The 22,422-nt window shown below is 49.2% G+C and carries 19 protein-coding genes; all 19 read right to left on the reverse strand.

Going from position 1 to position 22,422, the window contains the following annotated elements:
* Positions 1-79: 79 nt before the first annotated feature.
* Positions 80-3,922 (reverse strand): DEAD/DEAH box helicase, encoded by a 3,843-nt coding sequence (locus AB5Y91_RS01270; RefSeq protein ID WP_368168880.1) that lies wholly within the window; start codon positions 3,920-3,922, stop codon positions 80-82.
* Positions 3,923-4,128: 206 nt separating this feature from the next.
* Positions 4,129-4,782 (reverse strand): YceH family protein, encoded by a 654-nt coding sequence (locus tag AB5Y91_RS01275; RefSeq protein WP_042649459.1) that lies wholly within the window; start codon positions 4,780-4,782, stop codon positions 4,129-4,131.
* 187 nt (positions 4,783-4,969) lie between these two features.
* Positions 4,970-5,422 carry a glycine zipper 2TM domain-containing protein gene (locus tag AB5Y91_RS01280; protein ID WP_368168881.1) on the reverse strand — a complete coding sequence of 151 codons (453 nt, stop codon included), beginning with the start codon at positions 5,420-5,422 and terminating at the stop codon, positions 4,970-4,972.
* A 177-nt stretch (positions 5,423-5,599) separates the two neighbouring features.
* Positions 5,600-7,315 (reverse strand): Wzy polymerase domain-containing protein, encoded by a 1,716-nt coding sequence (locus tag AB5Y91_RS01285; protein WP_368168882.1) that lies wholly within the window; start codon positions 7,313-7,315, stop codon positions 5,600-5,602.
* Positions 7,316-7,409: 94 nt separating this feature from the next.
* The gene (locus tag AB5Y91_RS01290) at positions 7,410-8,480 is read right to left on the reverse strand and encodes an LPS O-antigen chain length determinant protein WzzB (RefSeq protein ID WP_368168883.1); all 1,071 of its coding nucleotides are present in this window, start codon (positions 8,478-8,480) and stop codon (positions 7,410-7,412) included.
* A gap of 91 nt (positions 8,481-8,571) precedes the next feature.
* Positions 8,572-10,542, reverse strand: a complete 1,971-nt coding sequence (locus tag AB5Y91_RS01295) for a polysaccharide biosynthesis protein (RefSeq protein ID WP_368168884.1) — start codon at positions 10,540-10,542, stop codon at positions 8,572-8,574.
* 40 nt (positions 10,543-10,582) lie between these two features.
* Positions 10,583-11,140, reverse strand: a complete 558-nt coding sequence (locus AB5Y91_RS01300) for a sugar transferase (RefSeq protein ID WP_368168885.1) — start codon at positions 11,138-11,140, stop codon at positions 10,583-10,585.
* Complete coding sequence (locus tag AB5Y91_RS01305) at positions 11,134-12,075, reverse strand: UDP-glucose 4-epimerase family protein (RefSeq protein WP_368168886.1); 942 nt, start codon at positions 12,073-12,075, stop codon at positions 11,134-11,136. Before AB5Y91_RS01305 ends, AB5Y91_RS01300 begins: the two co-directional genes overlap by 7 nt.
* A 15-nt stretch (positions 12,076-12,090) precedes the next feature.
* On the reverse strand, positions 12,091-12,996 hold the full coding sequence (locus tag AB5Y91_RS01310; protein ID WP_368168887.1) for a glycosyltransferase: 906 nt from the start codon (positions 12,994-12,996) through the stop codon (positions 12,091-12,093).
* A gap of 2 nt (positions 12,997-12,998) precedes the next feature.
* On the reverse strand, positions 12,999-14,129 hold the full coding sequence (locus AB5Y91_RS01315; protein WP_368168888.1) for a glycoside hydrolase family 99-like domain-containing protein: 1,131 nt from the start codon (positions 14,127-14,129) through the stop codon (positions 12,999-13,001).
* Positions 14,130-14,143: 14 nt separating this feature from the next.
* Complete coding sequence (locus AB5Y91_RS01320) at positions 14,144-14,959, reverse strand: glycosyltransferase (protein ID WP_368168889.1); 816 nt, start codon at positions 14,957-14,959, stop codon at positions 14,144-14,146.
* A 524-nt stretch (positions 14,960-15,483) separates the two neighbouring features.
* The gene (locus AB5Y91_RS01325) at positions 15,484-16,521 is read right to left on the reverse strand and encodes an EpsG family protein (protein ID WP_368168890.1); all 1,038 of its coding nucleotides are present in this window, start codon (positions 16,519-16,521) and stop codon (positions 15,484-15,486) included.
* Between the two features lie 15 nt (positions 16,522-16,536).
* On the reverse strand, positions 16,537-17,574 hold the full coding sequence (locus AB5Y91_RS01330) for a hypothetical protein (RefSeq protein ID WP_368168891.1): 1,038 nt from the start codon (positions 17,572-17,574) through the stop codon (positions 16,537-16,539).
* A gap of 75 nt (positions 17,575-17,649) precedes the next feature.
* Complete coding sequence (locus AB5Y91_RS01335; RefSeq protein WP_368168892.1) at positions 17,650-18,900, reverse strand: O-antigen translocase; 1,251 nt, start codon at positions 18,898-18,900, stop codon at positions 17,650-17,652.
* Positions 18,897-20,000, reverse strand: coding sequence for a DegT/DnrJ/EryC1/StrS family aminotransferase (locus AB5Y91_RS01340; protein WP_368168893.1), 1,104 nt, complete (start codon positions 19,998-20,000; stop codon positions 18,897-18,899). The genes AB5Y91_RS01335 and AB5Y91_RS01340 overlap by 4 nt, the downstream gene beginning before the upstream one ends.
* Positions 19,997-20,467, reverse strand: coding sequence for an acyltransferase (locus AB5Y91_RS01345; RefSeq protein ID WP_368168894.1), 471 nt, complete (start codon positions 20,465-20,467; stop codon positions 19,997-19,999). Before AB5Y91_RS01345 ends, AB5Y91_RS01340 begins: the two co-directional genes overlap by 4 nt.
* Positions 20,464-20,868: an FdtA/QdtA family cupin domain-containing protein gene (locus AB5Y91_RS01350; RefSeq protein ID WP_368168895.1), complete on the reverse strand. Its 405-nt coding sequence runs from the start codon at positions 20,866-20,868 to the stop codon at positions 20,464-20,466. The genes AB5Y91_RS01345 and AB5Y91_RS01350 overlap by 4 nt, the downstream gene beginning before the upstream one ends.
* 9 nt (positions 20,869-20,877) lie before the next feature.
* Positions 20,878-21,420, reverse strand: coding sequence for a dTDP-4-dehydrorhamnose 3,5-epimerase (gene rfbC / locus AB5Y91_RS01355; RefSeq protein ID WP_368168896.1), 543 nt, complete (start codon positions 21,418-21,420; stop codon positions 20,878-20,880).
* A 51-nt stretch (positions 21,421-21,471) separates the two neighbouring features.
* On the reverse strand, positions 21,472-22,344 hold the full coding sequence (gene rfbA, locus AB5Y91_RS01360) for a glucose-1-phosphate thymidylyltransferase RfbA (protein WP_368168897.1): 873 nt from the start codon (positions 22,342-22,344) through the stop codon (positions 21,472-21,474).
* Between the last annotated feature and the right edge of the window lie 78 nt (positions 22,345-22,422).

Genomic DNA, 22,422 nt, shown 5'->3' on the forward strand with positions numbered 1-22,422 from the left:
GCAAGGAGCCCCTGAAACAGAGAAGGGGGATGGTCACCAGAACCATCCCCCTCTCGCACCCAGGCAGGCAGCACCGCTCCTAGCTCATCAGCAGGGCGCGTAGGCTCTCCACGTCCAGGCCACGCACCTCGGACTGGCCGCTCAGCAGGCCATCGGCCAGGGCCCGCTTCTCGTCGTGCAGCGCCACTATCTTCTCCTCCACCGTCTGCTCGCACACCAGTCGATAGACTGTCACCGGCTGGGTCTGGCCCATGCGGTGCGCCCGATCGCTCGCCTGATCCTCCACCGCCGGGTTCCACCAGGGATCCAGGTGCAACACTGTATCGGCCTGAGTCAGGTTGAGGCCTGTGCCCCCCGCCTTGAGGCTGATGAGGAACAGGGGAACCGGTTCATGACGAAAACGCAGTATGGACTCCTGGCGGGACTTGGCGGAGCAGCCGCCATCCAGGTAGCAGTAGTCCCATTTTTTGAGCTCGATGCGGGCTCGCAGCAGGCTCAAGAGATCGACGAACTGGCTGAACACCAGTACCCGGTGGCCGCCATCGATGGCTTCCTCCAGGAGCGCCATGGCCTCGTCCAGCTTGCTGCTGGTCTGGGACCACTCCGGCATCACCAGCTCGGGGGAGCAGCAGAGCCGCCGCAAGCGGGTCAGGCCGCTCAGCACGTGCATCAGGGCGCGGCCATCGGCGCTTTGCACCTGCTGCACCACCTCGCGCCTGGTCGCCTCGTAGAGCTGACGCTCCTCGGGGGAGAGGCTGATATGGTGGATGATCTCGGTCTTGTCCGGCAGCTCGGTCAGCACCTGCTGCTTGAGGCGGCGCAGGATGAAGGGGCTGATCACCGCCCGCAGCAGCGCCATGTGCTGGGGATCCTTGACCGCCTTGCCGAAGCGGCGCTTGAACTCGCCGAGGCTGCCGAGCAGACCCGGGTTGATGAAGGTGAACAGGCTCCACAGCTCCCCCAGGTGGTTCTCGATGGGGGTGCCGGAGAGGGCCAGGCGAAAATCCCCCTCGAGCTGGAACAGCAGCTTGGCACGCTGGGTGCCGGCATTCTTGATCTGCTGCGCCTCGTCCAGCACCATGCTCGCCCAGCGGCGGGACTTGAGGGACTGGGCCAGGCTGCCGAGCATGCCGTAGTTGACCAGGATGATCTGGCCCGCCTTGGCCTCCTGGATCAGGGTCTCCCGCTCGGCGGGATTCTCGAACACCACCACCTCCAGCTCGGGGGCAAACCGGGTCACCTCCTCCTGCCAGTTGGTGACCACGGACTTGGGCACTACCACCAGGGCGGGGCCGAGGTGCTGGCGCATGCGCAGCACCATGAGCGCCTGCAGCGTCTTGCCAAGGCCCATGTCATCGGCGAGACAGGCGCCAAAGCCATGGTGGGCCAGGGTCGCCATCCAGCGCACCCCGTCCTTCTGATAGTCCCGCAGCGCCGTCAAGAGCTCGGGGGCACACTCCACCTCCTGCTGCCACTCCTGCTGCAGGGAGTGCCAGGCATCATCCCCGGCCGTGGTCACCGCCGACAGCAAGCGGGCCAGGGGGTAGGCCAGCTTGTTGTTGATGCGCTGCTCGGTATCCAGCATGGCCCCCAGCATGGTGAGGCGCTCCACCAGCTTGTCGCTCAGCATCAGGCTGGTCTTCTCGTCGAGCTGAACGGTGCGCTGGCCCGGGGTCAGCTGGCGCAGGATAAGGCGCAAGTCGAGGATCTGATGTTCGTCCAGTGCCAGTGCCCCCTCCACCTGGAACCAGTCCTGGCGACGCTCGATGCGCAGGCTCAGGGCCGCCTCGTCGAGGCTCTTGAGACGGGCGCTGTCCTGATGCCAGTGAACGACCACTCCGGCGTCCACCAGCTCGGGCAGCGCATTGACCAGGGTCAGTGCCTGCTCACCGTCCAGCTTCCATTCGTTGCCCGGCAGACCTATGGGCAGCTGGTTGCGCAGCAACTGGGCCTCGGCCTTCTCGGCAGCCAGATCCCGTTGCCAGTAGTGATAGTCCCTGACGCCCTGGCGCACTATGGCCTCCCCCTTGCCAAGGGGCAACGGCGGCAGCTCCCCCTCCCGGGTCACCAGCTGGACCAGCAGCTGACCATCCTGCCAGTCCAGCTGGACCGAGGGCACTCCGGGCCAGGGGGTCAACTCGGCATTGCCGCTGAGCCCCTCGACCTGGCTGTGCCAGGGCAGCTCGGGAATGGCGTCCAGGGTGCGTTGCAGCTCGGCGAGCCCGCCCGCTGGCAGCAGCGGGATGGATTCCAGCGCAGGCAGTCTGTCCAGCAGGGCCTGCGGGGTCAGGATGAGCTGCCACAGATCCTGGGCAAGCGGCACTATGTGCGCCCCTCGCGCTGCGGCGGCCGGGCTCAGGACGGCGCTCATGCCCTGCTCGGTGGCGACCACCTGCAGCAAGGGGGCGCTGATGGCCAGTTGCAGCTTCTGCCCCTTGGCGTTGAACAGGCGCGGATGGCTGGCCAGAGGGGCCCAGGCGTCCCGCGGCAGCTTGCTCATGCCCCGTGGCAGGGTGCGCACCAGGGCCCAGTCCGCCTCGTCGAGCAGGGCGGCATACTGGGTGGAGAGCAGGGCAGGATCGACCCGGCGCCCGGCGGTCCACTCCCCCTTGGTGCTCTGCTTCTGGATCTTGCACTCGAGCTCGGGCCCTTCCGCGTGGAGCAGCCATACCAGCCGCTCCTGCGCCTTGCGCACGCCGCTGGAGCGCCCCAGCCCCTGCAGCCAGTTGAGCCAGCTGGCCGAGGCGGGGGTCTTGTCCTCATCCTCTGCGTCGCTGGCCGCCTCGGGGGCCGGGGTGGCACGCAGTTGCTGCAACGGGGGCCGCTCGGCCCCCTCTCCCAGCAAGAGGCGCAACAGATCCTGGCAGAAGGCCATCAAGCGATGACGGGGCTCGGCCTCCAGCACATGGGAGAGATCCCACTTGTGCAGTATGGCCACCTGGGGGCTCTGCTCGCCGTGGCGCGCGAGGGCGCAGAGATCCAGCCAGAGGTAGCCCCAGTGGAGCTCCTCCAGCGGCAGTTGCAGGGTATCGAACAGGCCTATCGCCTGACCGTGGCGATCACCGGCCCACTGTCCCAGCAGATCCGAAAGCAGGGGGAAATGGTTGCCTAGGCTGCGCTGCCACTTCTTGCGCTGCTCGCTGGCGAGCACGGGATCGGCCTGCTGCAGCCAGCCAAGCCAGAGCAGGGCGCTGAACATCCTGGGCCAGGGCTCTTGCGCCGCCGTAGCCTGCCACTGTCCCAGTGCGCCGAGCAGCCGCTCCGCCAGGGGCTGTTCATCCCCCCGCTCGGCCTGTTGCTGCAGGGCCGGCCAGTGAGTGGTCACCTCGCCGGCCAGCGGGCCGCAGAGCCAGTCCCACTCGCTGGCCAGCGCCTCAAGCCGGCTTGCCAGCGCAGGGGCGCAGGCCGCGGTCACGGACGCCAGCGGCCAGTGCGCTTCGGGCTCGGCATCGAGCAGGGTCTGCAGGGCGAAGTGTTCCAGCAACAGTTGTTGCCAGGCGGGGCTTGAGCCCGGCAGCAGGCGGTGGGCATCGGGAAGGTCCAGCAGGCTCAAGAGATCCGCGCTCTGGTAGTAGGCGGGGATCTGCCCCGCCTCCCCCAGGCAGAGTTCGCGCACCACCCCTTGTGCCATCTCCTGACCCGTGACCGAGGGGACCCGGGTCCAGTCTGGCATGGGGCAGGCACCTCCCCGCACCGCCAGGATCAGGGTCAGGGTGCCCTCCGCCGTCAGGCTCCACTGTTGCTCGTTGCGCAGCCGTATCAGTCCCTGTTGCTGCAACTGGTTCAGCGCGTCCGTCAGCGCCTGCCCGGGCGAGCGCTGCGCGTACAGCGTATCTTGCAAATAACGGGTACTGGCGGCGCGCTGCAGTTGCAGCTCGCTGAGCAGGGCATGGCAATCCGAAGAGAGGGTGAAGGCTGACATCAGAACTCGCGGGCAGGTGCAAAGGCGGAATTTTAACGGGAAAGCGGCGGCGGCTCGACCCTTAACCGCGAATTAGTACAAAAAAAGCGGCCAGGCTCATAAAAGCGGTGACAGGGGGCCGGGCGGGCCATCCTCTGCGAGCGACCAACGGGGCATGAAAAAAGGCGCCGCAGCGCCTCTTGATGGGGTAAGCAAACTCGCAGGATTCAGCCTTCCAGGTGCGCCAGACGGGCCTCCAGGGCCTGCAACTGCGACTTGAGGCGCTCAACCTCCTCTTCCAGCTGGCTCAGGCGATCGGCGGCAGGAGAGGCATAGCTGCTGGCGGGGGCGGCCTCGGCCAGGGCTTCCAGATCGATTTCGCCACCAAACAGGTGGGCATAGCGAGATTCCCGCTTGCCCGGCTCCCGGGGCAGCTTGACCACATAGGGTCCCCGCTCGACCAGCGCGGCCAGCACCGCATCCACCTCGGTCACATCGTCGAAGCTGCACAGCCGATTGGTGCGCGAGCGCAGCTCACCCGGGGTCTGGGGGCCCCGCAGCAAGAGCTCGCAGATAATGCCGAGCTCCTGGGCGCTGAACTTCAGTTCACCGAACTCGGTGTTGCAGAAACGGTGCTGATAGCGCGGCACCCGGGCATTGAAGCCGGCGGTGTTGACCACCAGACGGCGGCGGATCAGCTCGTCGATGACGGCGCGGATATCCAGCTCGGCGAGCTCGAGCACGGGTTCGCGATTGCTCTTCTGATTGCAGGCATTGACCAGTGCATTGAGAGAGAGAGGGTACTGATCCGGCGTGCAGATCTCTTTCTCTATCAGGCAGCCGATCACGCGAGCCTCTAATGGGCCTAGTACTATCTCCATTTCATACTCCCTTGCCAAACAAGACGTTAAGACGGTTATCTTAGCCAAGGCGCTCTCGCCGTCCAGCACTGAACCGCATTTTTGCGAGCCGATGAAACCCTTGATGAAACATCGTACAATCCGGCCGCAACCAGGGGGCTAGCCCCTGGCATCATACCGCCAGGAAGCCAACGCCAGGCAGCCCCCCCTAGACGGACTTGTCGACCCGGGTATCCGTTCCCGTGGTCAGGATGCGCACCTTGTCCCCCTTGTTGAACGTGAGCGCGGGCTCCTGATCCTGCACGACGCGGAGCAGTTTTCCCGCCTCGGTCTTGATCAGCAGCTCGACCGTCTGCTTGCCCTGCACGCTCTGCTGGTTGCCCTGACGGCGACGGGAAGCCTCGGCCCCCGCCACTGCCCCCACAGTGGTGGCGACGGTCTGGCCCGAGCCACCACCAAATTGGCTGCCGACTGCCGCCCCCAGGGCGGCGGCCCCTATGGTGCGAAGTGGCCGGGTTCCGCCCTGCTGGGGCGCCGCCTCCTGGGTCAGGATGCGGCTCTCTTGCACCGTGCCGTATTCCACCTGGGCGCTGGTGCCTGCCAGGGCCGGTGTGCCCATCAGAATGAGCAGGCTGGTAACCATGAATGCAATCTTCTTCACTATGTCGACTCCGATGACGACTGAGACCCGATGGCGCCGGCACCGCACCTGCGCGGCCCCGCCATCCCCATTCGGGAGACTACACCGCCGATCCTGACTGTGAGCTTGCCTGAGGTGGAAATGATCACGGCCGCAAGGCGGCCGTGATGGGAGAAGAGAAAGCGGTGCCCGGCCTGCTCATGAGGAGGGCTTGGGCTCCAGGGTCGCGGCGACCGACTTGGCCGCCGAGGCGGTGAGCAAGGGCTCACCCGGATAGAGCATCAGCGCCTGGGTGCGCAGGCGGTCGGCCTCCTCGGTCCGCCCCAGCGCATTGAGGGCAATCACCATGTTGGCGTAGATGTTGGCCCTGGGGGTATGACGCACGAACGCCTGCCCCCAGTCGAGATAGGCTTCCAGCTCTGCCTTGTTGTTGGCCTGCAAGCCCACCATCAGGCGCACCGCGTTGACGTCGAACTCCACCCGGGTCAGCCAGGCCATGGGGTTGACGATGTCGAGCAGCAACGCAGGCTGCTTGTAGCCGCCGCGCTCATACTTGGTCACCACCCAGGCGGTATGCAGAGCCGTCAGCATGAAGGGGACGACGATCAGGGGAATGCCAATGGCCAGGAAACGCAGCAAGAGCCAGGGGCGGTAGACATACTCCCGCCAGTTGGCGTGGCCAGCCGTTCCCCCCTCCTCCACTTCCGCATCCAGCACATGGATGAGCAGCAGCAGCGCCCACCACAGGGCGATGGCGTGGTAGAAGGGATACTCGGTCTGGGTGTGCAGCAGTATGGGGATCACCAGCGCCAGCAAGGCTGCCCCCTTCACCCAGCCAGCCCTACCCAGTCGCCACAGCAGAGCCCCGCCCATCAGCGCCATGCCGAGCATGGGGGCGAGCCCCCCTTCCACCGCCCAGTAGAGAAACTCGTTGTGGGGGTGATCCAGGTTGTACTCGATCTGCACCATGGCGGGATTGAGCGCCTTGTCCGCCATGTAATGCTGGAGGAACACGGACTCGAAACTGCCATAGCCCCAGCCGGTCCAAGGCGCCTCAGCAATCAGCCTGGCGGCATAGGGCCAGTAGATGGATCTCATGCCGCCGGACTGATACATCTCCAGCCCCCGCCTGGCCCCCGCCATCCAGTACTGGGATGCCAGCCCGAGCGCTATGCCCAGCCCAACCAGCCCCAACACCCGGCCCAGCTGCCGCTCGCGATGCAACTGCGGCAGCAGCAGGATCAGAGCCAAGGCCCCGCCCAATTGGCCCACCCGGGACTGCAGTACCACCAGCAGCAAGGCGGTCGCCAGGATCACGGCATGACGCAGCCCCTTGAGCCAGTGGTTGGCGTGCCCCCGCATCTGAAGCCAGATCGCCAAGGCAAGCCCGGTCGCCATAAAGGTCGCCATCACGTTGGGTTGCTGGAAGATGCCGTAAGGGCGATTGGTCCGGGTGTCGTAGCCTATCCAGTTGCCCGGTACCAGCAGGTAGTACTGTACCAGGCCGAGCAGCGCCTCTATGGCTACTGCCCCCAGCAGCAGGTAGAGCAGCCGATCCCGCATCTGACGGTCCAGTCGCCATTGATAGAGGCAAGCGAGAAACAGCAGACCGGCAAACAGCCCCAACAGGCGGGGGATGGCATAGTCCTTGAGCTCGAAGCCCGGATAGGCCACGGGCAGCAGCAGCAGCAAGGCCCCCAGCCACAACGCCGTCAGCAGCGGAGAGACCACCAGCCGCTGGCTGAGGGTGACCTGCCACAGTCCCAGCGCCATCACCAGGCTCGCGAATATCCAGCCCCAGGCGTTGAAGGGCAGATAGAGCCCGGCCCCGCCCGGGTTGTGCATGAAAAAGTGCATGCCCAGTAGCCAATAGAGGATGCTGAGCATGCCGAAGATCCCTGTTGTTGTCCTCATCGTCCCTGATCCCTGCAGTGTCATTTCCATGTGTCGTCACCAAGCAACCAATACGTAAAAGGGGGCAATCGCCCCCTTGTTCACTTCCTTGCCATCATGCCGACTCTGGCCTACGAAACATATGACGCACCAGCACTATGCCCACTCCCAGCATGCCGCCGAGCAAGGTAGCCAATACCACGACCAAGGGACGCTTGGGCTTGTCACGGCTCAGGGGTTCACTCGGCGAAGCCAGATAGGCGAAGGACTGGAACGGCAGCGCCTCAAGCTTGATAGCCTGGAGACTGCTCAGTTGCAAACGCAGATCGCCGATCCCTGGATTCATGAACTCAGGGTTCTTGATCTCCTTGAGGATCTTGAGCTTCTCCGCCAGGGCGCGAGCCCCCAGATCGATGGCCAGGCTGCCCTGATCCTGCAGGTTCTGCACCGGCGCCTCCAGCCCGGCCGCCTGAGTGATACGCAAGCTGTATTCGGTACGCAAGATGTCGTCTTGCAGCTGTTTGAGGGTATCGGCACGCGCGCTCTCATACTGGGTCTGCAGCGTCTTGAGACGGTTCTGCCAGATAGTGTTTAGCTCCTTGCCCTTGGCCGCCGACTCCTGCAGCTGGATGAAGGCGATGTATTGCTCCAGACGCTGTATGGCATCCTCTGCCGTGCTGGCAGCAAAGGAGAGGGTGATATTCTCACTCAGCTTGTCCAGCACTTTTGCGCTGATCCCCTCTGTCATTTTCTTGAGCAAGCGCCGCTTGTCTTGCGCATCCGTTGCCCCGGACTCCACCGCCTCGGCATCCAGATAGCCTTTCTCCATCAGGAACTGTCGCTTGTTATTGAAGCTGTTGAAGCTGTTTACAAAATCACCGTAAAGTGCCTTCTTGTCAAAGGAGGTAAAGGCTGTCGCCGGTATCTGAGCGTTGATCAGCTGGTTGATATTGAGCTCGAGTGATTCTACCTCCTTGAGGGTGGGCTGCTTGATCTCGGCTTGGCTGACCCAGACCTGGGAGGCCAGCAGGGCATAAGCGATACCTGCCGCGGCAAAGACGCCTGCGACCAGCAGGATCATGAGTTTCTGGCGCCATAACACCAGAATTAGCTCGCGTAGATCAATCTCATCGGATCCAGCGGGCTGTACCCACTGAGATGGTACATCTGGGGTTCTCTCTTTCATTTGCTATCTCTTATCTATTAAATGCAAAAGCCAAAAATGAATTAAAGTTTTAACTACACGAGAAAGTCACAACTGATTTTATAAATGAGCATTAGTTCAGTTGATTGGGAGCGTTATCAGCGTCAACTGTTAAAAAATTAATTCCATGAGAATGAACTTTTGCAGTGTTAAGATTGCCCTCCTGACGCGCATGCCAAACAAGATCACAAATACCATCAGTAGGGCTAAAGCCTGTTGGTGCAGTTAGCAAAATTCGCCGTATTTCATCATGTTCAAAAGAGTGGCAAGCCTTATCAAGTTCAAGAAGAATTTCGCGAAGTTCTTCCCATGGCAGCATGCCTTCATGAGCAGTCATGATTCGGGGATGGTCTGTCCCTTGAACATCATCACCAATGAGTAACTCTTCAAACAATTTTTCTCCTGGGCGTAATCCAGTAATTTTTACTGCAATATCCCCATTGGGATTTTTCTCATTCTTTAATGTTAAACCGCTTAAACGAATCATTCGATGGGCTAGATCCAAAATTTTAACTGGTTGCCCCATATCTAGCACAAAAACGTCACCACCATTGCCCATTGCCCCGGCTTGGATAACCAATTGAGATGCTTCAGGAATAGTCATAAAATAGCGAATTATATCTGGGTGGGTGACTGTGAGTGGCCCCCCATCCAGAATCTGTTTACGAAATAAAGGGACGACAGAACCAGACGATCCTAGTACATTACCAAAACGAACCATACAAAAACGAGTTTTATTTTGAGCAGATGCTAAGGCTTGTAATACGAGCTCAGCCAAGCGTTTGGTCGCCCCCATTGTATTAGTCGGGCGTACCGCCTTATCCGTCGAGATCAGTACAAATGTCTCAACACCGCTCTCAATAGCGGCCTGAGCACAATAGAGTGTTCCAAATACGTTATTACGTACCCCTTCCACCACATTATATTCAACCAATGGCACATGCTTATAAGCTGCGGCATGATAAACTGTTTGAATCTGGAAATTACTCATTACTGCACTTAAGCGGTGCTGGCGCTGCACCGAACCCAATAATGGAATTATTTCCAAATCAATATTTTCACGTAAACAAAGCTCATTCAGCTCTTTATCAATGGCATATAAGCCATATTCTGACAACTCATATAATACTAGCTTAGCTGGCTTGCAACACGCGATCTGGCGACACAACTCAGAACCTATTGAACCACCAGCACCGGTAACCATCACTCGCTTACCACAGATATTGGCATTGATCAGCTCCGGAATGGGGTCAACGGGATCCCTTCCAAGTAGATCTTCAATAGAGACCTCCTTGAGTTCGTCGATCAGAGCCCTACCACCAACCAAGTCAGACATACCTGGAATCGAGAGAACCTCGCATGGAAAATGCTCCAAGCGGTGAATCACTTCCTGGCGCACTGAACGTGGTGCACTGGGCATTGCCAGCAAGATTTTCTTGAGACCAAAGCGAGCGACTAGTTCACCTATCAGATCCGGACTGTAAACATTGATTCCTTGAATGACTGCCTTACGAATTGCAGGATCATCATCCACAAAAGCAACAGGGAAAAATTCATGACCTTGATTAAGAGCAAGCTGTAACTGACGACCAGATGAGCCTGCACCGTAAATTAATACAGGAATCCGGTTATGATTACCACGATTGACCAGCATTCTAAAAAACAGTCTGGCTCCACCCACTAGTAATACAGCAAAAGCAAAATAAATCACAGATACCGTTCTTGGTAATGGGGCTTCCAAAAAGAAGGCCAACATAACTAAAAACATGGTGGAAAGAGACACACCAAGCATAACTGTCCATAACACTTTAAACCCGACATAACGTAATACTGCTCGATAAAGCCCCAAGCGCATAAAAATGATGATAGTAACTGGAATTAATAAAAGCAGTGTTTGCCAATGCAATACACTCTTAATAGGAATTGCGGCATCCAGCCGAACCCAGAACCCTCCCCAGAATGCCAGTGAGAGCAGTACACTATCGACAAGAACACTAATGATTCGTTTGTATAAACGAGGAATGCCAAGAAATGAAGTGAACATTATCACACCATGATGATTATGAAATTTAAATGGTTATAAACTATTTTGGTCTAACAGCATCACCACTACCACTACCACTTATTGTCATGATGATATAACTAAAATAGCTTCGCACATTCAGGGAGTCGATCATGTCACGATCTGTTTTAGCTAAAAGTCTAGGAGTAGACATATCGATATTCTGAATTTGAGCAAGCCCGGTAATTCCAGGTAAAACATCATATACACCCAAGGCATCACGCTCGGCAATAAGTTCATCTTGATTAAATAAATTTGGACGAGGTCCAACTAAACTCATATCTCCTTTCAGAACATTGATCAGCTGCGGCAATTCATCAATCTTTGTTTTACGCAGAAAAGCGCCAAGCTTTGTAATAGAAGCTGCGCTAGCCAAATGACTTGCAACCGACTTGGTATCAACCGCCATAGTACGGAATTTAATGAGCTTGAATGGTTTCTTATGCTTACCAACTCGAGTTTGTACAAAAATAGGAGAACCAGTGTCAAATTGACCAATTATTATAACAACCAACAGAATAGGACAAAGCAATAGTAAACCAAAAAAGGCAGCCAAAAAATCTAGTAATCGAATCAACATGATTTATCCTCGAAAAAACAACGCCCAATGCCTTCTTCCAGCGAGATTGGCGGTAGCCAACCCAAAGTCTCTTTAGTATGTGTAATATCTACCTGCAAGTTACCACACAGCCTATCGATCACCGCCTGCTTACCTGTAAGTCTGCCAGCCAACCTTAACCACCTTACGGGTACTGGCAACAACCGTGGCACTTTCCCTGCCGCTCGGGTCATAAACTCTAGCAACTCAGTGGTAGACACATCACGATCATCACTGACCAAAAAAATTTGATTAGCTGCTCTGGGATGATCAAGACAGGTGATAATCAAATCGACCAGATTATCGAGAGCCACTAAACTACGCTTATTGTGTATCGCACCAAAAGGAAGAGGTAAATTTTTCTTAGCTAAATTCATCATCGCGGAAAAGTTAGCTTTGACGCCCGGTCCGTATACCAGTGGAGGGCGGATGATTACAACCTCCATTCCAGACTCGATAGATATTTTCCTCAACCCAGCTTCAGCTTCAGCTTTCGAGACACCATATGGATCGTTGGCATGGATGCAGTCAGTATTTTTAAATGGGGCATCAATCTCTGTCGATTCACCATTTACTTTAATACTGCTAATGAAAATAAAGCGTCTAACCCCTGAATTCACCGCCTGCCGCGCCAAATTCAATGTTCCAGCCACATTGACATTACGGTATGCAATCAATGGGTCAGTTTCAACGTCATCCATTACATGAGATCTAGCCGCAGCATGAATAATTACATCAACACCAGTCAAAGCCGATGAGTAATCCGTTACAGCATCAATTGTCCCCATCACATGTGATATAGATTGACCATTTATTATTTTGCGGCCATAAGTACGAATGTGCGTGCCAGAAGTACCACTTAAACGCTTCAAAATAGCACTACCAATAAACCCAGTGGCCCCTGTCAATAGAATCATATTGGTTCTCAACATTCAGAATAAATTAAACAGCAATGCGATAGCTAAAGCCAACCTATCGCGTCCCCGCCTTCGCAATTCGTTAATTTTTGTCAGTAAGTATAAATTACCTAAGTAATTGCCAGATAAACCATACTTTATGATAGCAATATCATGTAACTCCAATAAGCCTGCAATGTTTACAACCTGTTCTCTGTACCAATGGCTTTTAATTAATTGCAATCTTTTTTTAGCTGCAAGCCAATTACTATTCGTGCCTACCTGATTATTAGCATGCTGGCGATAGCGCATACTCGGCTCAGAATCTATAATCCAACGATAGCCATGATAACGTGCAAAGGCATACAGTAACCAATCGTGCAACGATACTTTACTTACGACTTCATCATGATTTTTTATAAGCCATCTTTGAAAGACAATAGCCAAGTCACGCTTAAATACATAGGTACAACCCGGTCCAGCAGCTTCAAATAAGAAATCCCATTTTCGCTGCGATTGAGCCTTGTCAATGAGTAACTCTCGGTCGTCATCCCAAAAGGCGATTACGTTAGAGGAATAGCAATCATATCTGTCTAACTTCCTCACAGCACCAATCAACTTATCCGCATGCCAAATATCATCCTGGTCACTAAAGGCTATAAAATCATATCTATTGAAATCAACATCCATAACTAATCTGAAAAAATTCTGCCCTGCACCACCGAATCTCTCTCCATAAGGCAGCAAGGTGATATTATCATACTTGGACGCATAAAAAACACACAACTCCAGTGAGTCATCATTGGAATGGTCAAGGCTAATATATATATGAATATCAACTTGCTTTTGCACTAAGATGCTATCGATCTGCTCCGTGAGCCACTTTTCACCATTATAGGCAGCCAAAAGAACAGCAATACTATAATTGTTGCGACTATCCATAACTAAGATTCACATCTAAAGACATCATTAACAGCTTCGAGATATTTATGCCCGTTGACTGTGTCAGGTTCAAGATAAGCACCTTCAGACCATTCATTCCACGCATTAATAAAGACTATTTTTTCATCATATTCATTAAGCTGTGATTTTATAATCTCTAGTGCCTCAACAAATTTTTCAAGCTTCACATTATAAAAAAACGTTGCGCGCTCATTATACCTAGGAGCATTATCCCAGTCAGGGAATGCGACTTGATATACAGGTTTGTCAAGGAAATTCAAGTCAGAGCGAACTTTCAATGTGTCTAGATATGAATCATAGGAGAATTCACTATACGTCTTATTCTTTAACATTGTTGCAATATTTAATTGCATAGATTCAGGTAAACGCCTAGCTATCTTTCCCAGTACATTTTTTACAACACCATTCTTTTTAAGGTATTTGTTGATGGCATAACGAGGTTGAAAATTAACGATTGCACTGAAGTTTTTATACAGATTCTCTGCATTAATTACATCATATGCTCGGAGTGCAATAAAATGAACACCGTCAAACCCTGACTTTATAGCTTCATCGTTAAAAAAAGACATAAATTTATCTAAATTATTTATCAGCTCAGGCCTATAAATACAAAAAACTGGTTTATTTGAAACCTTAAGATATCTTATATCTTGGAAGTGCTGATTTAAATATTGATAATGTGCTTTCCAAAGTTCAGTGTCGACTATATGCTGCTGTTTTATTAGAATATCTTTTGGCTTACCTACCCACTGACGGGTCCATGTTTCATTCGCCCAAGTAAAAAAGTACTCGATATCAATATCTTTATTTTCCAAAAGATTTTCCGCTGGTTTTTCCAAGATTAATTTCCCATCAAACCAATAATGGTAAAAATTGAATCCAGAAATACCATAACGCTTAGCGAGAGCAGCTTGCTCTGATAAAGTCATAACTATTGATTGATCGTAAAAATCCGTTCCATACGGTATCCTAGGCTGCCTTTGCTTTGTTGATACTGCTTTAGCATTCTCCACCAATTGCCAATCAGTAAACCCCTCACCCCACCAAAGATCATTCTCCGGGGTCGCATAAAACTGGGGAAAATAAAAAGGAAATACTTTACATTTATTCATACTGCTCACCGAGATTATATTTTTGCCATGAAATTTATAAGTTTTTTATTTTTCACTGATTCTCTAAAGCTTAAATAAAATAGATAAGCATACAAAATAATCAAATGAAAAATATTTTTCCCATAATGGGATTTCCAAAAACGAACAACGTTAAACAGAGCTCGATGATACTGCTCTGAGTTTCCTTTAGGATGAAAGGATAGCTCATGCTGAATGCGTGAATCCATAACAACAACTGGTATATCAGCACTGTGGACATACTCAAAAAGAACAGTATCTGTACCATAAAAGCTGACATAAGGGGGATAACTATAGTTTTTTATCTCTTTAATATTTGGCAAGAAAACACCACTATTTATTGCATATATATTTTTACATGTGCCATGAACAAGGTCACGAATAGCCCGAGAGAAAAACAACCATGATTTATATGGACTAACTAACTTATCGAAAACGATAACTTTTGGTACAAAAATACTTTTCGTACCAAATTCTTGTTGAGCCTGATGAAACTTATCAAGATAATCATAGGGAAGTGATGTATCATCATCCAATATCAATATATAATCACTGTCGAAATTTTTAAATTCAGCTTCATAAATCACATTCAAACCATTATTATTTCCATCATGGATATAACTTACCTTTAGCTCCCTTCCAATTTCAGATAGTTCATTATCATTAATCATCGCCAATGGACTATTATCATGAATTGACAGTGACACGCAGATATTATCTTTCGAGTATTTCTGTTTTAGAATACTGTTAATTGATGCACTATCAACAATTTTTTTATTATACAAAACTATTACTATTTTAATAGAAGTCATAGCGACTCCTAAATGCATATCCAAACATGGTAATGATTCCTAATGGCACGGTTCCCTCATTTGCTCATGAGTAATGTAGCTGCGCTACATGATGTCCTTTCATCCATAAATCGTCGTATCACTTACGTTTAGCCCTATCACCGACTGAACTTGACCTGGATGGGTGGATGTCTATAGGTCAAACTTGATGATGGCAAAAAGGTGAGGTAACAACTGATGGCTGTAGTGATTTTATTACATTACCTGAGGTCGGCTATTGAAGGGTCTTGTGGTCATACTCAGGGCAGATAAATTTTTGTAGAACGCGCTAAAGCAGAGCATTCTCACACCGGGACTGTATCTTGCTCGTGACCATGACGCCCCCTCGTAGGTGTAGCGTAACAACCGATCATAACCAATTAAGGTAATTGAACATGATTTAATATATCACTTTTTATTTATTCTTTAACTACCACAAAAAACTGCCAACATAATCGCTTTAAATTTTCAATTTACTGAAACTAACATTGACATAAGAAGAGTTTTCACGAGAAGAAAAAGTAATAGTCATTTAGCAAATTGCCTTTATAAAGAAAAGCAATAAACCCTAGCAGACTGTATATGGACGAAATGATAAATGTTTTTCCTGTCATTTTCAATGAAATATATGGAACTACAAATACAATCGAAAACAAAAATATTTGACTAATCCGTCCGGACAATACTGGAATTGCTGACATGGAAAACCATATTATTTGTGAAAGTATCACATACTTCATCATCAGTACAATCCAAGGATCGTTTACACCTCTATTTCTAATACCATAATAACCTACTACCAATGCAATGCTGACATTAAGGAGAGGGAACAGTCCAAAAACATTGATAATATTAGCACCTTCATTGGCCAACCCCTGATACATTAATAGTATAGGGATGTTGGTAAATGTAATAAATGAATTTAAAACCAAATCAAACAAATCAAAATAACAAAAAACAACACTGACAACCAATGCAATAGTCAAGAATGAAAACGAAACCCCTCTTATAAACAAACTAACTAAACATAAAAAAATGAGTGATGGATGAACCATGGTACTGACTGCTAGGAGTATTAAAGCGCTCTTTCTTCGTTTTAATACAACCATTAGATAAAGTGCGAAATAGGCTATCGCTATTGCCAGGCTAACTCTTATTTGCGTAAAGTCGTGTAAATATACAAAAAAACCAACATACACTAAAAAAACAGAACCGATATCAATTCCAGCCTTATAAAACAAAGCAACTTTAATTGGTAATGCTAAAGCATAAAACACGAAAACCATAACTACTGGAATACCAAGAGTAAATGTTATAGTAACCAGTGAATCAAAAAATGCACCTCCTAATGTAGGAACATTTCCATTTTTAATATTATTAATATACTCTAAGTAAGTTAGATAATCTCTATCAACAGCATCTCCACGTAATATAATCAACATAAAAAACAAGAGAGACAAGATAAAAACAAAACAACTCTTTATAGCTTTCGAGTATGCTAATGTATTTAAGAAGGTCACACACCACAATAGTATATATACCACAACGGTCTAATCCCTTTAGCGTTCATTCACAATGTCATTGAAGCTGCGTGATATATTATCCCATGAATATTTAAGCATTGCATTTTGATTTCTTTCAATCTCAAAATACTCCCCACTTAAATAGATATTCATTGCTTTATTTAGTTTCTCAATAATTTCATTTTGTGAAAAACCAATTATTTTCAAACAACTATCAGTATCTGTCAGCGGTGCATAATTAGATATCGTCAAACAACCTGCCACCATCGATTCAGCACATGGATAATGAAATGCTCCATACTCAACCAATCCTGTAGCAACAAAAATATCATTCAACTTGTAAAAGCCAGCCAATTCGACATCATTATTAACTTCGTGGTATTTAATACCCTTTGATTTATACTCATCTGCTAAATATACAGCAACATTAATGACAACTTTATTCTCTAGTTTATTATATTTTATATATTTTAAGAGGGTATCCAGAACCTCCTTTGTTCCTTTATACGGCTCCTTTCTACCTATGATGCCAATATTGATTGGCCTAGATCCACTAGTTGCGTTTCGACGCTCGCCAAAAAATAAATTGTAGTCTACTCCTGCGGGAATGCATGCGCGATAATTATTGATAAAACGAGGTAATATACATTCAGAGTTAACAATTTTTTCAAATGGCATCATATATGTAAACCCAGCAAAAAACTTACCAATAATATTGGTGTAAAAATTAACCTCATATGCTTGAATATAATAAATTCGTCTCATCTTTCGAGGCAGAAAAAGTGCTATATAAGCCATCTGATGATATGTAGCTATTACAGCATCAGCATTTACATTTTTGCACGACACTAGCATATTAAAATAGTTACTTATCCACCTAAATATTTTAAAATGCGACTTTGAACCTTCAAAAGTAATTATTTTGGCAGTAGTTGCATAATAAGGAACATCATTTCCTTTAGGAACAATAAATGTAACATCATGCCCCTCTGAACTCAAACCAGAAGCTAATTTTGATATTACACGCTCACCACCAGAACGGCCAAAGCGAAGAATAGGTATTACAATCCTCATATAGACCCTTGAACATTAAAACTAAAGCATATGAATGCATGGCACTACAAAATACAATGTAAACTGTCATTGTAGTTATTTAGAAAACTTCTTTATATTTAAAAACACAAAAGAAAAATACAGTGTATAATTAATCGCATATGCTATAGGAGCACCTTCTACACCATACATAAAAATAAAATAATAGCTCAAGCCAATTAATATAGCAGAGAATATAATTTCGGTAGACACATACCAGCGAACAGCCCCACGAGATAACATTGGATATGCATATAGCCAGCTAACAACTTTAATTACATCACCACACAACTGAACTAGGAATAAATCTCTAGCCGCACTGAAATCTTTAGTGAACAGTAGTAATATTGCAACATCTCGCAACAAATAAACCCCTAATGCCATAGCGGCAACGATTGGGATGATAACCATTACTGTTTTATGGATTTCATTAACTATAGCATCAACACCGACCAAAGATGACAAACGAGGTAAATAATATGTCCCTAGCGCCATCGTTATGACGCCTAAATAGACTTCTGATATCTTCCATACCGCTTGCCACTGTCCGGCAGCATCCCAACCGACTTGCTCGATCAAAATAGTACGAACTATAATCTGTGATATTGGTACGGTCAAAGCACTGGTGATGGCCATTACCATATAACCACCAATCGCCTTCCTAGCCTCTTTATCAGTTCCTCCCCACCAATAACGCAATCTCAGCCAGGGTTGACGAAGGTTGGCAATAAGCATTACCACTCCGACCAAAGCCCCCTGCAATGCGGCTGCAAGTAAAGCACCTTGAATATTCGCCTTTACTATCATGGCTAGCATCAACGCCCCAGATATCAAAACAGATAGCATTCCAAGGCACACATAACGACGATAATGTTGCAGACCATTTATCACTGAATTACATAAAGTGCCCATGGCTGCTAGGGGTAATACGCAGATCGTTGCCATCACAATCCAAGCCAGCTCTTTATCTTGGAATAACCAAATAGCGATATGATCTGCCAACAGCAAGCCAGCAGGAATGATTATAGCAGAGATGATCAATACCCATTGAAGGGCGGCTTTCCACCATGGGGAACAGGCATAAAAACCTTCGACCTGCTTTTCTGCGGTGTATCGTACAATACCGTTGCCAACTGGGGCATTAATAATCCCATTGAGACTAGCTACCATACTTTGTATTTGCCCGAGCATGGCCATTCCGGTGGGGCCGGTATACACGGCCACCACCTTGGCAATAACAAACCCCATCGCCATTCTCAGCAAAGTCAGTAGTCCAGTCATGGCTGTGACTTTAAGTAAACGCTTCATTCATTGAAATCATTTATTGCAGTGATAACTTTCTCAATCGCGTCATCAGACATAGTTGGATATAATGGCAATGAGATAACTTGTTGATGGATTAGCTCCGTCAACGGCAAATATTTATCTGCATACTCGCTATAAGCGGGTTGTTTGTGTGGAGCCACAGGATAGTGGATCAACGTCTGAACTCCTTGGGCGGTGAGCCATTGCTGTAATGACTCACGCAACTCGCAACGTACCACAAACAGGTGCCATACATGCAACTCTTCTACTGCTACTTGTGGCAAAGTAACCAACGGATTGTTGATGCCTGAACGATAACGCAAAGAGATTTGCTGTCGACGCTTCGTTTCAGCATCCAGATTGTTCATTTTTACCCGAAGCATAGCGGCTTGGATTTCATCCAGACGACTATTGCTACCTTGGTACAAATTTTCATATTTTTTGTGAGAGCCGTAATTACGCAGTGCTTTTAGGGTTTCGGCCAGTTTATCATCATTCGTTGTGATTGCCCCAGCATCACCCAATGCCCCCAGGTTTTTACCAGGATAGAAGCTGAAGCCTGCTGCATGCCCCCAATTCCCAGCACGCCGACCTTGCATTTCAGCACCATGTGCTTGAGCACAATCTTCTAGCACCAATAGGTTATGTTCTGAAGCAATCATCATTAACTCAGGCATAGAGGATAGCAGCCCATAAAGATGCACGGGCAATATTGCCTTTGTTTTAGGCGTAATGGCAGCACGAACAACTTCAGGATCGAGATTATAAGTGGTCAGGTTTGGTTCAACCAATACCGGAACCAGATCATTTTCAGTAATTGCGAGAATGGATGCAATATAAGTATTTGCCTGTACGATCACCTCATCGCCAGCTTGCAACTTGCCAAGTTCTTTCCATGCCCGCAGCACCAATATCAGAGCATCCAAGCCATTAGCCACGCCAATAGCATGTTTAGTGCCACAGTAGGCCGCAAACTCGGTTTCAAATTCTGCCAACTCATTACCCATAATATACCAGCCAGAATCAATCACTCGGGCACATGCATCTTTCAACTCTTGCTGGCATTGGTTATTAATTGACTTTAAATCAAGAAAAGGAATCATTTATCTGTCTCAACATAGCGAACTATCTTTGCGGGGTTACCAACAACAACCGCATAATCTGGTACATCTTTGGTGACAACTGCACCGGCACCTACCATTGCGTATTTACCAATGGTTATACCAGGTAATAAGGTAGCATTTGCACCAATCGAAGCATTGTGCTTAATGAGAATTTTAGAAAACTGCTCAGGGTACAACTTGGATCTTGGCTGCTTATCGTTTGTGAACGCGACACAAGGGCCAATGAAGACATCATCTTCTAGCGTGATGCCATCCCAGATATAAGCACCTGACTTTATTGTAACGCGATCCCCAATAATGACATCATTTTCAATCAGAGTGTGTGCACAGATATTGCAGTCCTTACCTATCTTTGCACCTTCAAGTATCACTGAAAATTGCCAAACTCGGGTGCCCGCACCAATATCAAGAGATTTCACATCGCTTAGTTGATGTATGAACATCATGCACCAACCTTACTAGCAGCAATGAATTCATCATAATTTCTGATGTAATCAGACTCATCGTAGATATCACTTGCCAGTACAAGTAATACACAGTCATGGCTGAAGTCATACATTTCATGCCACTGCATAATATCTATTAACAACCCTTGAGCTGGCGAGTCCAGTACGACACTTTGTTTATTTGAACCGTCATCCATCACAAACCGGCAAGAACCTGTTAAACATATTGCCACTTGCTTGACCGCTTTGTGGGCATGAAAACCACGGGCCACATCGAGCTTAGTATCAAACAAATAGTAAACACGTTTTATCTCAAATGGGACATGTCGATTTTCTTCAATCGCGACTAGATGCCCTCTATCATCACCGAGAGCATTAAAATTTATAAGATTGATCAACATTGCAATACCTCAAAATAAATCTGCATCATTTAGACTTTTTGCCAATTTATCTTTATCTGATAACAATACGTTATTAAATGGCCAATCAATATTTATCTCAGCATCATTGAATGATATTGCACGTTCACAACTCGTATTGTAATAACCAGTAGTTTTATATAAAAATTCTGCAGTCTCACTTAAAGTCAAAAAACCATGAGCAAAGCCTTCAGGGATCCATAATTGACGCTTGTTTTCACCAGAAAGATGTACACCAACCCATTGACCAAATGTCGAGGAGGTTTTTCTGATATCCACCGCCACATCGAACACCTCACCCGCAATGCAGCGCACCAGTTTCCCTTGGGCGTGAGGAGGAAGTTGATAGTGTAAGCCGCGCAATACACCTTTGGATGACTTGGAATGATTATCCTGCACAAACGTCACTTGATGGCCAATCGCCGCTTCAAATTGCTGGTGGTTAAAACTCTCAAAGAAAAAACCACGCTCATCGCCAAATACTTTTGGTTCGAAAATCAACACGCCGGGGATATTGGTTTGGATCACATTCATCATTAATACCTGATTTAAAAATTGGGCAGATAACCCCATGGTAAATTGTTATTACTTGATGATTTTCAGCAGATATTGGCCATATGCATTCTTGGCCAGCGGTACGGCTAATTCCCTTACTTTGTCTGCGTCGATAAATTTCTGGCGATACGCGATCTCTTCTGGACAGGCCACCTTCAACCCCTGACGAGTTTCGATGGTCTGAATGAAGTTGCTCGCCTCAATCAGGCTTTCATGAGTACCGGTATCCAGCCAGGCATAGCCACGGCCCATCATGGCTACCGACAGGTTGCCCTGCTCAAGGTAGATACGGTTAACGTCGGTGATCTCCAGCTCGCCGCGGGGGGATGGCTTCAAGCTCTTGGCGATCTCGACCACGCTGTTGTCGTAGAAATAGAGGCCAGTCACCGCATAATTGCTCTTGGGCTCCAGCGGCTTTTCTTCCAGCGAAATAGCCGTTCCCTTGCTATCAAACTCCACCACGCCATAGCGCTCCGGGTCATGAACGTGATAAGCGAAGACGGTAGCACCACTTTCTTTGGCCGCTGCACCTTCCAGCTGCTTTTGCAGGTCGTGGCCGTAGAAGATATTGTCGCCCAACACCAGTGCACAAGGGTCTGAGCCGATAAATTCTTCGCCCAAAATAAAGGCTTGTGCCAGACCATCCGGGCTCGGTTGCACTTTGTATTGCAGATTCAAGCCCCACTGGCTGCCATCACCCAGCAGTTGTTCAAAGCGAGGGGTATCTTGCGGGGTGCTGATGATCAAGATATCGCGGATCCCCGCCAGCATCAGGGTGCTCAGCGGGTAATAGATCATCGGCTTGTCGTAGATAGGCAGCAGCTGCTTGCTCACCGCCATGGTTACCGGATAGAGACGGGTGCCTGAACCACCGGCCAGAATAATGCCTTTACGTTTGGTCATGATGCTTATTTCTTATTTTTAAACTGCAAAAGAAAAGGGTGGTTTGATGGCTAACCTTTACGTTTAGCCCTTGCCACT

Source organism: Aeromonas sp. R4-3 (genome assembly GCF_040908275.1).
In the GTDB taxonomy this organism is placed as follows: Bacteria; Pseudomonadota; Gammaproteobacteria; order Enterobacterales; family Aeromonadaceae; genus Aeromonas; species Aeromonas rivipollensis.

Excerpts from the sequence above, each read along its gene's own strand:
- AB5Y91_RS01290 (WP_368168883.1), bottom strand. The coding sequence starts at position 8,480 with ATGAAAGAGAGAACCCCAGATGTACCATCTCAGTGGGTACAGCCCGCT.
- AB5Y91_RS01320 (WP_368168889.1), bottom strand. The coding sequence starts at position 14,959 with ATGACTTCTATTAAAATAGTAATAGTTTTGTATAATAAAAAAATTGTT.
- AB5Y91_RS01340 (WP_368168893.1), bottom strand. The coding sequence starts at position 20,000 with ATGATTCCTTTTCTTGATTTAAAGTCAATTAATAACCAATGCCAGCAA.
- rfbA (WP_368168897.1), bottom strand. The coding sequence starts at position 22,344 with ATGACCAAACGTAAAGGCATTATTCTGGCCGGTGGTTCAGGCACCCGT.
- AB5Y91_RS01310 (WP_368168887.1), bottom strand. The coding sequence starts at position 12,996 with ATGGATAGTCGCAACAATTATAGTATTGCTGTTCTTTTGGCTGCCTAT.
- AB5Y91_RS01300 (WP_368168885.1), bottom strand. The coding sequence starts at position 11,140 with ATGTTGATTCGATTACTAGATTTTTTGGCTGCCTTTTTTGGTTTACTA.
- AB5Y91_RS01270 (WP_368168880.1), bottom strand. The coding sequence starts at position 3,922 with ATGTCAGCCTTCACCCTCTCTTCGGATTGCCATGCCCTGCTCAGCGAG.
- rfbC (WP_368168896.1), bottom strand. The coding sequence starts at position 21,420 with ATGAATGTGATCCAAACCAATATCCCCGGCGTGTTGATTTTCGAACCA.
- AB5Y91_RS01275 (WP_042649459.1), bottom strand. The coding sequence starts at position 4,782 with ATGGAGATAGTACTAGGCCCATTAGAGGCTCGCGTGATCGGCTGCCTG.
- AB5Y91_RS01345 (WP_368168894.1), bottom strand. The coding sequence starts at position 20,467 with ATGATGTTCATACATCAACTAAGCGATGTGAAATCTCTTGATATTGGT.
- AB5Y91_RS01330 (WP_368168891.1), bottom strand. The coding sequence starts at position 17,574 with ATGAGGATTGTAATACCTATTCTTCGCTTTGGCCGTTCTGGTGGTGAG.
- AB5Y91_RS01350 (WP_368168895.1), bottom strand. The coding sequence starts at position 20,868 with ATGTTGATCAATCTTATAAATTTTAATGCTCTCGGTGATGATAGAGGG.
- AB5Y91_RS01335 (WP_368168892.1), bottom strand. The coding sequence starts at position 18,900 with ATGAAGCGTTTACTTAAAGTCACAGCCATGACTGGACTACTGACTTTG.
- AB5Y91_RS01305 (WP_368168886.1), bottom strand. The coding sequence starts at position 12,075 with ATGATTCTATTGACAGGGGCCACTGGGTTTATTGGTAGTGCTATTTTG.
- AB5Y91_RS01295 (WP_368168884.1), bottom strand. The coding sequence starts at position 10,542 with ATGTTCACTTCATTTCTTGGCATTCCTCGTTTATACAAACGAATCATT.
- AB5Y91_RS01285 (WP_368168882.1), bottom strand. The coding sequence starts at position 7,315 with ATGAGGACAACAACAGGGATCTTCGGCATGCTCAGCATCCTCTATTGG.
- AB5Y91_RS01315 (WP_368168888.1), bottom strand. The coding sequence starts at position 14,129 with ATGAATAAATGTAAAGTATTTCCTTTTTATTTTCCCCAGTTTTATGCG.